We start from the raw sequence: 13,892 nt of genomic DNA, 5'->3' as shown, positions 1-13,892 counted from the left end.
CGGCGATTTACCACTCGGCTACGGAACCGTCTTCATGACGCCACAGTGGGTTACGCCAGTCCGGCGCACTTTTACTCAGCTCAATGACTTTGGCTTCGTCGATCTCCACGCCAAGGCCCGGCTTCGTTAACGGTTTAAAGAAACCGCCTTCCATGCTGAAGTCTTCCTTGTTTTTCACAAAGTCGAGCAGCTCCGCGCCCTTGTTATAGTGAATGCCCATGCTTTGTTCCTGGAACACCGCATTGCGGGAGACGAAGTCCACATGCAGACAGGCTGCCAGCGCAATCGGCCCAAGCGGACAGTGCGGCGCCAGCGCCACATCGTAGGCTTCTGCCATGCCGGCAATTTTGTAGCATTCGGTGATGCCACCCGCGTGGGAGAGGTCCGGTTGCAGGATCGCAATGCCACCCGCTTCCAGCACGCGCTTAAACTCGAAGCGCGAGAACATACGCTCCCCCGCCGCGATGGGAATGTGCGTCTGTTCAGCCAGTTTTGGATAGTATACCGCCTGCTCGGCCAGAACAGGCTCTTCAATAAACAGCGGGCGATACGGCTCCAGCTCTTTAATCAGCACTTTGGCCATTGGCGCGCTGACGCGGCCGTGGAAATCCAGGCCAAACTCAATCTCGTTGCCGAAAGCCTCGCGGATTTGCGCCACGGTGTTCACCGCCCGGTCTACCGCGCGCGAGTTGTCGATAACGCCCATCTCTTCGCAGCCGTTGAGTTTGAAGGTGTCAAAACCGATGTTGCGCAGCTGCCGGATACCGTCGATCACTTCCGCAGGGCGGTCACCGCCCACCCAGCTGTAGGCTTTGATTTTGTCTCGCACCAGGCCGCCCATTAATTGCCAGACCGGGGCATTCAGAACTTTGCCTTTGATATCCCACAGCGCCTGATCGATACCGGCGATGGCGCTCATCAGGATCGGACCGCCACGGTAAAATCCCGCCCGGTACATGACCTGCCACAGGTCGTTGATGCGCGCCGGATCCTGGCCAATCAGGTATTCACCCAGCTCGTGAACCGCGGCTTCAACCGTACGCGCACGGCCTTCAATCACCGGCTCGCCCCAGCCAACCACGCCTTCGTCGGTTTCGATTTTCAGGAACATCCAACGCGGGGGTAAACGGTACGTGGTAAGTTTGGTTATTTTCATTGCACTGCCTCTCGATACGCTTTCACAAATGCTGCCGCCTGCTGTGCGGTACGCTCAACGGGCTGTCCGGCACGATAGAGATCGCTGCCCAGCCCCGCGCCCGCACAACCTGCTTTTATCCACTGCACCAGGTTTTCCGGCGTGACGCCGCCCACGGCAAAGACCGGCACGCTGGCGGGTAAGACCGCTTTCAGCGCTTTGATGTAATCCGGACCAAAGGCCGACGACGGGAAAATTTTGAGAGACTGTGCGCCCGCATCGAGGGCGGCAAAGGCTTCTGTGGCCGTGGCGCAACCCGGGCATACGGTCATGCCGTAATCCACCGCCCGGCGGATCACCTCGGGGTTGATATTCGGTGTGACGATAAGCTTGCAGCCCATCTTCGCCAGTTCATCCACCTGCTCCGGCTGTAATACGGTACCAGCGCCAATCAGCGCCTTATCACCGAACGCCTTAACAACTGCCGGAATGCTTTTTTCCCATTCCGGGGAGTTGAGCGGGATTTCCACCGCGTCGAACCCGGCGTCGATCACCGCGCCAACGTGCGCTAAGGCCTCACCGGGCGTGATACCGCGCAAAATCGCGATCAGGGGAAGTTCAGTTTGCCACTGCATGAGCGATGCTCCTTATGCCTGCCTGAAATGCCGTGTCGCCTTCCACCGCAGCAACATCCCGTCCGATAGCGTGGAACGCCTGGCGGTAACGAGACGTCAGCGATGAACCCGCGACGAGCGTGATGGCCTGCTGCCCGGCGAATGCGTCGCTCAGGGTGGCGACTTCGGCGCCAATCAGCAGGCCGGACAGAAATTCGCTGACCTGCTCGCGCGGAAGATTTCCCAGCACGTGCGAGGCGCGAACCTCAAAAAGTTGCGGCAAAACGGCAGGGGATGCGATCCCGCGCTCAAGCCCGGCGGCAAACGCTTCCGGCGAAGGGGTTTGCTCCGGCAAACCGGCCCCCACCAGCGAATGCTTAAGCAGCAAGTGGTGCAGTTCGCCGGTCATCACCGTGCGGAAATCATGAATTTGCTCAGCATCCGCCTGGACCCATTTGCAGTGCGTCCCGGGCATGACGTAGACAGAAGAAGGAGAAAGGGTGCGCGCCCCGAGCAGCTGCGTCTCTTCGCCGCGCATCACGTTATGGTTATCGTCGCGAGAGACGCATAAACCGGGAATAATCCAGACATTGTCGCCAACGGACGTTAACTGCTCGCCAACGGCGGTGAAATGCACCGGAACCGACAGGTAAGGCGCAACCTTCCAGCCCACGTTACTGCCGACCATTCCGGCCATCACCACTGGCGTAGTACCGTCGCGCCAGTTTTGTGTCACCTCTGCTAACACCGCTTCGGGGGATTTACCGTTCAGGCGCGTCACACCTGCTTCTGATTGCCTGCTTTCCAGACACTGCTCCCCCTGGTAGAGCCAGGCGCGCAGATTGGTCGATCCCCAGTCAATTGCGATGTAGCGTGATGTCATGTGATTTCCTTCAACCTTCGTGTCGAGCTGGCGATCATGGTCAGTGCCGCCTGCTCTGCCGCATCGCCGTCCTGATGCCGTATCGCATCGAACAGCGCTTTATGTTCCTGAAGCGTTTTCGGCATGTTGGCCTCATCGCCCATCCAGGTACGTTCAAATACTGCTCGCTGTAGCGAGCTGATCGCCACGCTAAGCTGCTGTAACACCGGGTTATGCACCGACTGCAGTACCGCCTCGTGGTAGCGAATGTCCGCCTCGTTGAACGCCTCCCGATTCTGGTTATTGGCGATCATGTCGTTTAACGCCGACTCAATCTGTGCCAGGTCACCTGACGTTGCGCGCTCTGCCGCCCAGCGGGCGATGGCCGGTTCCACCAGATTTCGGACTTCGCTCATCGCGCCGATAAGCCGTGGGTCGTAGTCGTTTTCCAGTACCCATTGCAGAACATCGGTATCGAGGTAGTTCCACTGGTTACGCGGCGCAACAAACGCGCCGCGATAGCGCTTCATTTCAATCAGCCGCTTCGCCATCAGCGAGCGGAACACTTCCCGGATGATGTTGCGCGAGGTTTCAAACTCCTCGCACAGTTCCGCCTCTGCTGGCAGCGGCGAACCGGGAACGTATTTGCCACCCACAATCTGAGTGCCCAGCGTGATGACAATGCGATCGGTTTTATTGAGTGTCATGGAGAGTCCTTGTGCTCTGTAAGTCCATCACTACTTTACCGCGACCGCTGAATTTCGCCTCACTTTTGCAGTACAAACGTGAGTCCTTTCGCCTTTGCCGTGGTGACAATGTAGTACAATCAGTTAATGTTGTACTACAATCCAGATCACAAAAAGAACAATTCGATAAATTCAGCGCCAAAAAAAGCCCCGGTTGATAACCGAGGCTGATGATTACAGACAGCTGTTAGGACAGGACAAATTTCTCAATCGCATAAGCCACGCCGTCTTCCAGGTTAGATTTGGTGACGAAGTTCGCCACTTCTTTCACCGACGGGATGGCGTTATCCATCGCCACGCCCATGCCTGCATATTCGATCATCGCAATATCGTTTTCCTGGTCGCCCAGCGCCATAATCTCCTCAGGCTTGATGCCCAGCGCATCGGCAAGCGATTTGACACCCGTGCCTTTATTGACGCGTTTATCGAGGATTTCGAGGAAGTACGGCGCACTTTTCAGCACGGTGTATTTCTCTTTTACCTCAGCCGGAATGCGTGAGATGGCTTTGTCGAGAACCGCAGGTTCATCAATCATCATCACTTTCAGGAACTGGGTTGCCGGGTCCATGTTTTCCGCTTCGCAGAACACCAGTGGAATGGTTGCAACGTAGGACTCGTGCACCGTGTAGTAGCTGATATCGCGGTTGGCGGTGTAAAGCGTATTGCGATCGAGCGCGTGGAAGTGAGAGCCCACTTCGCGGGAGAGCTTTTCCAGGAACAGGTAGTCATCATAGCTCAGTGCAGTTTGCGCCACCGTGCTGCCATCGGCTGCCTTTTGCACTAGCGCGCCGTTATAGGTGATGCAGTAATCGCCAGGCTGGTTCATGTGCAGCTCTTTCAGGTAGCTGTGCACCCCGGCATACGGGCGTCCGGTGGTGAGCACCACGTTCACGCCTTTTTCGCGTGCGGCGGCGATCGCATTTTTAACGGCAGGAGAGATAGTGTGGTCTGGCAGCAGCAGCGTGCCGTCCATATCGATTGCAATGAGTTTGATAGCCATGAGGTCCCCGGGATAAATGAGTGCTATTTCATGCTAACGCGATTAAGCACACAAAAATAGAGCTACCTTGCGTAACAAAAAGCCCCTTTTATATTTATCCCGGGAACAAGAACTCACTCGCGGGTGAGAACGATTTTGCCAAACGCACCGCGATCCAGATGCTCAAGCGCCTGTTCCAGTTCGTCAAAACGATAGCGATGTTCAATCACCGGTTTTAACTCCGTGACATCAACAGCACGGACGAAATCTTCCAGCGCCCGGCGGTGTCCAACCCCAATCCCCTGAATGACGGGGGATTTCAGCAGCAGCTCGCCAGCAGGCAGGGAAATGTCCGTTCCGGCCAGCACGCCAATAACGGAGATACGCCCGTGAACGGCTACCGCGCGAAGGGAATGTCTCAGGTTCTCCCCACCCACGGTTTCGATAATATGGTCGATGCCGCGATCCTGCGTCAGTGCCAGCGTATTTTCAGCCCAGTCGCCTTTCAGTCGGTTGATGCCCTGGCTGGCTCCCAGCTTTTTGGCTAGAGCCAGTTTTTCATCACTCCCCGACGTAACAATAACTTCTGCGCCGTGCGCTTTTGCTATCTGCAAAGCGAATAGCGCCACACCGCCCGTGCCTTGTACCAGCACCGATTGCCCGGCGCGTAAATGACCGCGCTCCACCAGCGCGAACCATGCGGTAAGCCCCGCGCAAGGAAGCGTGCTGGCCTCAGCGTCATCCAGGCTTTCCGGGGACGCCACCAGCGCGTTTTCACTCACAATCACATATTCGGCCAGCATGCCCTGGAAGTATCCACCGGACGTTTTATAGGGCAAATCGCGCGCGTCTGCCTGCGGCTTGCCGTCGATCCATTCCGGGAAGAAGGTTGAGATGACGCGTGCGCCGGGTTTGAAACGCGTAACGCCTTCGCCAATGCTGTCCACCACGCCTGCCATGTCAGATGCTGGGGTAAACGGGAAGGAAAGCGGAATCGGCATCGTGCCTTCAATCACCATTTTATCCCGGTAGTTGAGCGCAACGGCATTAACCCTTACGCGAACCTCCCCCGGGCCTGGCTGTGACACAGGCACCTGAACAAGCTGAAGGCTCTCGCGCCCAAGGGCGTTCATTGACCAGCGCTGCATTGTTTCTGTCATTTTTTCTCTCCTGCCATCAAATAAGCTTTAGGACTGACAGTCTACCGTTGACGTTTGGTCGCCAGTGGCGATAAGTTTTCCCATAATTGATGACGCAGTGGATACAATTCATGACCGATACGCTGAAGGATATACCTGTATTTGTGGCCGCCGTTGAGGCGGGAAGTTTTGCGCAGGCCGCCGTCCGTCTGCATTTGTCGCGCTCGGCGGTAGGAAAAAGCATTGCTCGTCTTGAAGAGCGGCTGGGCGTACGTCTTTTCCAGCGTACCACCCGCAGCCAGAGGCTGACCGACAACGGCGCTCTGTTTTATGAACGCTGCCTTCGCGCGCTGGAGGAGATTCGGGGCGTGGAGTCGCTGCTTGAAACAGGGAAGCAGCAGGTCAGCGGCCGCCTGCGCGTCGCCATGCCGGTTCTGTTTGGTCGCCAGTGCGTCGCGCCACTGCTGATAGAACTGACGCAGGAACATCCTGGGCTTGAGCTTGAAATGTCATTCAGCGACCGCGTGGTGGATCTGGTAGAGGAAGGCTTTGATATGGCGGTACGTAACGGCACGCTGCAGGACAGCAGCCTGCTGGTCGCCAGAAGGCTGGGCGAGCATCGCATGGTGCTGTGTGCCGCCCCGGATTACCTGATGAAGAACGGCCAGCCAGAAAACGTTGCTGATTTACCCCACCACACTGCCATTAACTATCTGCGATCAGGCAGAGTGCTGCCCTGGCAGCTAATGGATAGCGAAGGGAGATCGCACACCTTTACTCCCCGCTCATCGCTCAATATGGATGATTTACAGGCAATCTGCGACGCTGCGCTGGCCGGACACGGCCTTGCGTGGTTGCCCTGCTGGATGGCCCGCAGAGAAATACATCAGGAAAAACTCATCCCGCTTTTAAAGCAGGCACCGGACGTGCGCTTCGACGTTCATGCAGTCTGGCAGCAGACGCCGCATCTGCCGCTGAGGGTTAGAATTGCTGTCGATACGCTTGCCAGCCGTTTACCGTCAGTGATGTCGCTGGACTTTCCTGCAAGCCGCGTCGAAGGTGCAAGTTAACGTTCTGATTCAAAAAGGCAAACTTGCCTGCCAGGCGAAACCCTGCTGATAACAGTGAAGTACACATCCCGATGACGTTCTGACGTCCATAGCTCCCCGACGGGGGCCTTTCTGGCAAAGGCGTAGCCACGCGAAACAAGATATTGTTTAAGTACAGCGGCATCAGATACCCCGCTAAAGCACACCCCAGCGGTCTCTGGCTGTCCATTTGCAGCAGAGTGGCTGAAGGTATAATCCGGTGACAGGCGTGGTGCCTGCTTAATCGATGCCGGTGTGTAAAAATGATAGCGAACCCTATCTGATTCACGATATGTCATCTCAGGCTCATACGGCAAAAGGAGGTATATGACCGTGACAATCACAATGGCCAGCCCTGAGAATATGGCTAACTTTTTCATGCTCAACGTCGTCCTGAGTGGGTAAAGAAGGAATGATATGTGCCGTTATCGTTAAGAATACGAACAATGTCTGAACTGAAGTTATCAAACGGCGTTACCCACCTCATAAAGCGGGGAAGCGGGCCTTTATAGGGTTCATGCCGGATATTAAGGTCATCAGGGTCGGGAAAAATCAATGGAAGAAAACCCCGGTTCTTGAAATTACCGATCGGTCCGTAATGATCCCAGCGGCGTAGTGCGCTTTCACGACTGACAGGCCGCAACTGAGCCCGGTAATCCGAAGGAATCAGCGCCCTGTAAAAACCGAGCAGATCCGACACCAGGTCTTCTCCGCTGAACCCGCTATCGGTGTACCAACTGAAAAAAGCGCGGGACTGGTAATTTTCAAAATTTCTCGCGGTATCCATCATCATAGCCAGGGCAATGCTGTTAATTTCTGACATCGAGCGCCCACGTTTTATTTCCCAGCGAACAAACTTACCCGTTCCGGCCAGTCCTTTCCCGATATTCATTCTCTGATTGTATGCAATCGTGTAATAAGGTCTGCCACTGGCTTCGCCGCTGCTGAAATCAGCCAGAAGCAGGGAAATATCTTCGCCCCTGGCATGCCCCAGGTCGATCCAACCGAGGACCTCACTGTAGACGAGGCCGCTGCGGGTCGTTACCTGCCATTCATCGGCCCCGATAATATCGCTCCTGCTGCTCATACGGTTTATTCCTTTTTCCGTACCGATTTCAACTTTAACAGACCACCATACTCTTTATCGGGGTATATACTCCTGAGCGAGGATCACATCAATGAGATCGACTTCGTTTTATTGATATTCAAATATAAGTAAAAAAAAGAGAGTGACATCATGTCACTCTCTTTTTTGTTCTTAGCCGACTGCATTCTTTTTGAGACGTCATTTGGAATGAGCCCCACAAAAACAACCGTTAAATATCGATATTCGCTGCTTTCAGGGCGTTCTCTTCGATGAAGGCGCGACGTGGTTCAACCGCGTCACCCATCAGGGTAGTGAACAGCTGATCCGCTGCGATTGCGTCTTTAACGGTGACGCGCAGCATGCGACGGCTTTCCGGATCCATGGTGGTTTCCCACAGCTGATCCGGGTTCATTTCGCCCAGGCCTTTATAACGCTGAATAGAGAGGCCACGACGGGACTCTTTCACCAGCCACTCCAGCGCCTGTTCGAAGCTGGCTACCGGCTGACGACGCTCGCCACGTTCGATGAACGCGTCGTCTTCGATCAGACCACGCAGCTTCTCGCCGAGGGTGCAGATACGGCGGTATTCCGGACCAGTAACAAACTCGTGCTCCAGCGGGTAGTCGGTATCGACGCCGTGGGTACGCACGCGAACAATCGGCTCGAACTGCTGCTCAGCGTTCTGCTGAACGTCGAACTTCCACTGGCTGCCGTGCTGCTCTTTCTCGTTCAGCTCGCTCACCAGGGTGTTCACCCAGCGGGTGACGGTCTGCTCGTTGCTCAGATCGGCTTCGGTCAGGGTCGGCTGATAAATCAGCTCTTTCAGCAGCGCTTTCGGATAGCGACGCTCCATACGGCCAATCATTTTCTGCGTGGCGTTGAACTCGGAGACCAGACGCTCCAGCGGTTCACCGGCCAGCGCTGGCGCGCTGGAGTTTGCGTGCAGGGTCGCACCATCAAGGGCGATCGCGATTTGGTACTGATCCATCGCCTCGTCATCTTTAATGTACTGTTCCTGCTTGCCTTTCTTCACTTTATACAGCGGCGGCTGGGCAATGTAGACGTGGCCGCGCTCAACGATTTCCGGCATCTGACGATAGAAGAAGGTCAACAGCAGCGTACGAATGTGCGAGCCGTCGACGTCCGCATCGGTCATGATGATGATGCTGTGATATCGCAGTTTGTCCGGGTTGTACTCGTCGCGACCGATGCCGCAGCCGAGCGCGGTGATGAGCGTCGCCACTTCCTGAGAAGAGAGCATCTTGTCGAAGCGCGCTTTCTCAACGTTGAGGATTTTACCCTTCAGCGGCAGAATCGCCTGGTTCTTGCGGTTACGGCCCTGCTTTGCAGAACCGCCCGCGGAGTCCCCTTCCACAAGGTACAGTTCAGAAAGCGCCGGATCGCGTTCCTGGCAGTCAGCCAGTTTGCCCGGCAGGCCTGCCAGGTCCAGCGCGCCTTTACGGCGGGTCATTTCACGGGCTTTACGCGCCGCTTCACGGGCACGCGCCGCATCGATAATTTTACCCACCACGATTTTCGCGTCGGACGGGTTTTCCAGCAGGTATTCGCTCAGCAGTTCGTTCATCTGCTGTTCAACCGCCGATTTCACCTCAGAAGAGACCAGCTTGTCTTTGGTCTGTGAGGAGAATTTCGGATCCGGCACCTTCACGGAGACCACGGCAATCAGGCCTTCACGGGCATCGTCACCGGTGGCGCTGACTTTCGCTTTTTTGCTGTAGCCTTCTTTGTCCATGTAGGCGTTCAGGGTACGGGTCATCGCCGCGCGGAAGCCCGCAAGGTGCGTACCGCCGTCGCGCTGTGGAATGTTGTTGGTAAAGCAGTAGATGTTTTCCTGGAAACCATCGTTCCACTGCAGTGCCACTTCCACGCCGATACCGTCTTTTTCAGTAGAGAAGTAGAAGATATTCGGGTGAATTGGCGTTTTGTTCTTGTTCAGATACTCAACGAACGCCTTGATACCGCCTTCGTAGTGGAAGTGGTCTTCTTTGTTGTCGCGTTTGTCGCGCAGTCGAATCGACACGCCGGAGTTCAGGAACGACAGTTCACGCAGGCGTTTCGCCAGGATCTCGTACTCGAATTCGGTGACGTTGGTGAAGGTTTCAAGGCTCGGCCAGAAACGCACCATGGTACCGGTTTTGTCGGTATCACCGGTAACGGCCAGCGGTGCCTGCGGCACACCATGGGTGTAAATCTGGCGGTGAATTTTGCCTTCGCGCTGGATAACCAGCTCCAGCTTCTGCGACAGGGCGTTTACTACGGATACGCCTACGCCGTGCAGACCGCCGGAAACTTTATAGGAGTTATCATCGAACTTACCGCCTGCGTGCAGAACGGTCATGATAACTTCCGCAGCAGATACGCCCTCTTCCGGGTGAATACCGGTTGGGATGCCACGACCGTCATCGGTAACGGACACGGAGTTGTCCGCATGGATCGTGACCACGATGTCTTTACAGTGACCCGCGAGCGCTTCGTCGATAGCGTTATCTACCACCTCGAATACCATGTGGTGCAGACCGGTGCCGTCATCCGTGTCGCCGATATACATACCCGGGCGCTTACGCACCGCATCCAGTCCTTTCAGGACTTTGATACTGGAGGAGTCATAAGAATTCGACATCAACGTTTCTCGCTCATTTCAACTTGGGTTAATCCGTTATTTTACCCTTTTCCACGGTAAACATCTTCGAATTTTCGTCCGACATGTCCATAACGTGTTCAGCGCTAATGGCGCTGACGAAAACCTGCGACTGCGTGGCTTTTAAGCGGCTGGCAAGTAGCCCGCGCCGCGCGTCGTCAAGTTCCGAGGCAAAATCATCTATCAGGTACAGGCAGCGTCGCCCACTTTCGCGGGTGAGGAATTCCCCCTGCGCCAGGCGCAGCGCGCACATCAGGAGCTTCAACTGCCCGCGCGACAGCGTGTCTTCCACCGGCGCACCGTCGGCACGAATGCGGAAATCCGCCTTGTGCGGGCCGTGCGCGGTGTAGGTCAACATGCGATCGCGCTCGAAGCTTCTCTCTAACACCTCGGCATAATCCGTCTCTTTTTCCCAGCCACGCTGGAAAGAGAAGGTGAGAGAGAACTCGGGTAAAAACTGTTTGCAGGTATCGGCCATGTCTTCGGCGATACCTGCGCTGTATTCGGCACGCCAGCGGCTGATTTGTTCCGCAAGAGGAATTAATTCCATGTCCCACGGACGCAGCTGGGCGTAGCGCGTGACCTGGCGCAATGCGGCGTTACGCTGTTTAAGCAGACGCTTCAGATTGCTCCAGGCGTTAAAGAAACCGGCTTCATTGTGAAAGCATCCCCAGTCGAGGAACGCTCTTCTGTATTTGGGGCCGCCGTTGAGTAAAGTAAACCCCTCCGGCGTAATCAGCTGCATCGGCATCAGCAGTGCCAGCTCCGCCACCTTGTGGCCGTCGGTGCCGTCGATGCGCACCTTGCTGTCGCCCTGCTTGTCTTTGGTCAGGCCGATGGCGGTTTCCCGCTCGGCGCCCTGCAAGCGCCCATGCAGCACAAACGCATCCTGCTCGTGGCGAATTACGCGACCAATCTGCAAACTGCGAAACGCCCGGCCATGACCGAGCGTATAGATGGCTTCCAGCACGCTGGTTTTGCCGCTGCCGTTCGCGCCAACCAGGAAATTAAAGCCAGGGGATAAAGCGAGATCCGCGCTCTCGATGTTGCGAAAGTCGCGGATCAACAGACGGGTGAGCGACATTACAGTCTCATTGGCATGACAACATAAGCAGCCGACTGTGATGCGGCATCTTCAATCTGTACGCTCGAAACGGAGTCAGTCAGCAGGATGCGAACGTTCTCGCATTTCAGTGCATTCAGCACATCCAGCACATAGCTGACGTTGAAGCCGATTTCCATCTCAGCCCCGGCGTAGGTGACGTCCAGAATCTCTTCTGCCTCTTCCTGCTCCGGGTTGTTGGCGGTGATTTTGATCTGGTTTTCACTCACGTACAGACGTACGCCGCGGAATTTCTCGTTGGAGAGAATAGCGGCGCGCGCGAACGCCTGCTTGAGGATGTCGCAACCTGCCTCCAGCGTTTTGTCCGGGTTCTTCGGCAATACGCGGCGATAATCCGGGAAACGTCCGTCTACCAGCTTCGATGTGAAGACAAAATCGCCCACGTGGGCACGAATATTGTTGCTACCGATCTGCACGCGCAGCGGGGTGTCGCCGCCGTCGAGCATACGCATCAGTTCAATTACGCCTTTACGCGGTACGATCACCGAATGGTTTGGCAGTGAATCGCCAATCGGCATAGAACAGACCGCCAGACGGTGACCGTCTGTAGCCACGGTACGCAGCTCTTCACCTTCGGTTTCGAACAGCATGCCGTTTAAGTAGTAACGAACGTCCTGATGCGCCATGGAGAACTGCGTGGCTTCAATCAGACGCTTCATCGTCGCCTGCGGCAGGGTAAATTCAACTTCGCTCTGCCAGTCATCCAGGTTCGGGAAGTCCGCAGCGGGCAGCGTGGAGAGGGAGAAACGGCTGCGGCCAGAGCGCACCAGCATGCGGTCGCCCTCCAGCTGCACGGCGATTTCAGCGCCTTCCGGCAGCCCACGGCAAATATCAAAGAATTTACGTGCCGGAACCGTGGTCGCGCCCGCGTCGTGCGGCTGAGTTAGCGTAACGCGCGCGATCATTTCCATTTCCAGATCTGTGCCGGTCAGCGACAGCGTACCGTCAGCGACCTGAAGCAGCAGGTTTCCAAGAATAGGCAGCGTAGGGCGGCCGCCTAATGGGCCACTCACCTGTTGCAGCGGTTTTAATAAATGTTCACGTTCAACGGTAAATTTCATAGCGTCACGATGATAATGTTCTGATTAAATTGGAAAAATCTTCTTTTATGTCGTGGCTTTCTTCGCGTAACTGCTCAATCTTGCGACAGGCGTGCAGCACGGTCGTATGGTCACGGCCACCAAACGCATCACCGATTTCCGGCAGGCTGTGGTTGGTGAGCTCTTTTGCCAGCGCCATCGCCATCTGACGCGGACGCGCCACCGAGCGGGAACGACGTTTAGACAGTAAATCTGCCACTTTGATCTTGTAGTACTCAGCCACCGTCTTCTGAATATTGTCGATGGTGACCAGTTTTTCCTGCAATGCCAACAAATCGCGCAGCGCTTCACGCACAAAATCGATGGTGATCGCACGACCGGTAAAATTGGCGTTGGCGATAACGCGGTTCAGTGCCCCTTCCAGCTCACGAACGTTGGAACGCAGGCGCTTGGCAATAAAGAACGCCACTTCACCCGGCAGGCGAATGTCGTTCTCGTCGGCTTTTTTCATCAGGATCGCGACGCGGGTTTCCAGCTCCGGCGGCTCGATCGCCACGGTCAGGCCCCAGCCGAAGCGGGATTTGAGACGATCTTCAACGCCGTTGATCTCTTTTGGATAACGATCCGAGGTCAAAATGATCTGCTGATTGCCTTCCAGCAGGGCGTTAAAGGTGTGGAAAAACTCTTCCTGCGATCGTTCTTTATTGGCAAAGAACTGGATGTCATCGATCAGCAGCGCATCAACGGAACGGTAGTAGCGTTTAAACTCTTCGATCGCATTGTTTTGCAGGGCTTTTACCATGTCCTGAACGAAGCGTTCGGAGTGCATATACACTACTTTGGCATTGGGCTTACGCGCCATAATGCCGTTGCCCACCGCATGCAGCAGGTGCGTTTTACCGAGACCCGTGCCGCCATAAAGGAACAGCGGGTTGTAAGCACCACCGGGATTATCGGCAACCTGGCGGGCCGCCGCGCGCGCCAGCTGGTTCGACTTACCTTCAACGAAGTTATCGAACGTGTGTTTCACGTTAACATTAGAGCGGTAGGTAGGCTCAGCGGGGGCTGGAACGTTATCCCAGCCCTGACGAGCCGGTGCAACGCGAGGCGCTGGAGCGGGCGCCGCCTGTGCAGGGGCTGCCACATTGACAACTTCACGAACGGTTTGGGTGACCGGCTTTGTGCCCACTTCAAAACGCAGCTGTGGGGCATCTGACCCGCAGAAATCGTTCAGCAGTCCATTGATGTTATTAAGGTATTTATCCCTTACCCAATCGAGCACGAAACGGTTTGGCGCGTACAAAGCCAGCGTGTTATCGCTCAGTTCCGCCTGCAATGGGCGGATCCACATACTGAATTCTGTGGCTGGTAACTCATCCTGCAATCGGGCAAGACACTGCTGCCAAAGCGAAAGTGACAC

The 13,892-nt window shown here is 55.8% G+C and carries 13 protein-coding genes; 1 reads left to right on the top strand and 12 read right to left on the bottom strand.

Translation table 11 applies throughout. The features are described from left to right. Window positions 1-7: 7 nt before the first annotated feature. The 6 genes from dgoD to ACQG0S_RS00040 all read right to left on the bottom strand — a co-directional run bounded on the left by dgoD (window position 8) and on the right by ACQG0S_RS00040 (window position 5,496). Window positions 8-1,156 carry a galactonate dehydratase gene (dgoD, locus tag ACQG0S_RS00065; protein ID WP_426749892.1) on the bottom strand — a complete coding sequence of 383 codons (1,149 nt, stop codon included), beginning with the start codon at window positions 1,154-1,156 and terminating at the stop codon, window positions 8-10. Beyond that, window positions 1,153-1,770 carry a 2-dehydro-3-deoxy-6-phosphogalactonate aldolase gene (locus ACQG0S_RS00060; protein ID WP_038414979.1) on the bottom strand — a complete coding sequence of 206 codons (618 nt, stop codon included), beginning with the start codon at window positions 1,768-1,770 and terminating at the stop codon, window positions 1,153-1,155. Before ACQG0S_RS00060 ends, dgoD begins: the two co-directional genes overlap by 4 nt. Further along, on the bottom strand, window positions 1,754-2,632 hold the full coding sequence (locus tag ACQG0S_RS00055; protein WP_022646534.1) for a 2-dehydro-3-deoxygalactonokinase: 879 nt from the start codon (window positions 2,630-2,632) through the stop codon (window positions 1,754-1,756). Before ACQG0S_RS00055 ends, ACQG0S_RS00060 begins: the two co-directional genes overlap by 17 nt. Next, entirely contained in the window at window positions 2,629-3,318 is a 690-nt protein-coding gene (gene dgoR / locus ACQG0S_RS00050; protein WP_003861109.1) for a D-galactonate utilization transcriptional regulator DgoR, read from the bottom strand. Before dgoR ends, ACQG0S_RS00055 begins: the two co-directional genes overlap by 4 nt. Before the next feature lie 226 nt (window positions 3,319-3,544). Next, entirely contained in the window at window positions 3,545-4,357 is an 813-nt protein-coding gene (gene yidA, locus ACQG0S_RS00045) for a sugar-phosphatase (protein WP_023298954.1), read from the bottom strand. 113 nt (window positions 4,358-4,470) lie between these two features. Next, entirely contained in the window at window positions 4,471-5,496 is a 1,026-nt protein-coding gene (locus tag ACQG0S_RS00040; RefSeq protein WP_045620988.1) for a zinc-dependent alcohol dehydrogenase family protein, read from the bottom strand. A 110-nt stretch (window positions 5,497-5,606) separates the two neighbouring features. Here ACQG0S_RS00040 and ACQG0S_RS00035 point away from each other — a divergent pair, with 110 nt between their 5' ends. Beyond that, entirely contained in the window at window positions 5,607-6,545 is a 939-nt protein-coding gene (locus tag ACQG0S_RS00035; protein ID WP_426749889.1) for a LysR family transcriptional regulator, read from the top strand. On the opposite strand, the gene ACQG0S_RS00030 is transcribed toward ACQG0S_RS00035, so the two are convergent. From ACQG0S_RS00030 to dnaA, 6 genes are all read right to left on the bottom strand, one after another. Further along, entirely contained in the window at window positions 6,542-6,943 is a 402-nt protein-coding gene (locus tag ACQG0S_RS00030) for a hypothetical protein (RefSeq protein WP_048966201.1), read from the bottom strand. The two genes, ACQG0S_RS00035 and ACQG0S_RS00030, sit on opposite strands and share 4 nt — an antisense overlap. A 2-nt stretch (window positions 6,944-6,945) precedes the next feature. Further along, window positions 6,946-7,650: a hypothetical protein gene (locus ACQG0S_RS00025; RefSeq protein WP_022646529.1), complete on the bottom strand. Its 705-nt coding sequence runs from the start codon at window positions 7,648-7,650 to the stop codon at window positions 6,946-6,948. Between the two features lie 229 nt (window positions 7,651-7,879). Then, window positions 7,880-10,291 carry a DNA topoisomerase (ATP-hydrolyzing) subunit B gene (gene gyrB / locus ACQG0S_RS00020; protein WP_023305131.1) on the bottom strand — a complete coding sequence of 804 codons (2,412 nt, stop codon included), beginning with the start codon at window positions 10,289-10,291 and terminating at the stop codon, window positions 7,880-7,882. A gap of 28 nt (window positions 10,292-10,319) precedes the next feature. Continuing rightward, window positions 10,320-11,393, bottom strand: coding sequence for a DNA replication/repair protein RecF (gene recF / locus ACQG0S_RS00015; protein ID WP_022646527.1), 1,074 nt, complete (start codon window positions 11,391-11,393; stop codon window positions 10,320-10,322). Beyond that, entirely contained in the window at window positions 11,393-12,493 is a 1,101-nt protein-coding gene (gene dnaN, locus ACQG0S_RS00010; protein WP_003861122.1) for a DNA polymerase III subunit beta, read from the bottom strand. The genes recF and dnaN overlap by 1 nt, the downstream gene beginning before the upstream one ends. 4 nt (window positions 12,494-12,497) lie before the next feature. Next, window positions 12,498-13,892 (bottom strand): chromosomal replication initiator protein DnaA (gene dnaA, locus ACQG0S_RS00005; protein ID WP_223831758.1); only part of this gene is annotated, 1,395 nt, incomplete at its 5' end.

This window comes from Enterobacter cloacae complex sp. 418I7, from assembly GCF_050030705.1.
Taxonomy (GTDB): Bacteria; Pseudomonadota; Gammaproteobacteria; order Enterobacterales; family Enterobacteriaceae; genus Enterobacter; species Enterobacter intestinihominis.
The sequence above is the reverse complement of the archived record's forward strand: the minus strand, read 5'-3'. Positions and strand labels throughout refer to the sequence as shown.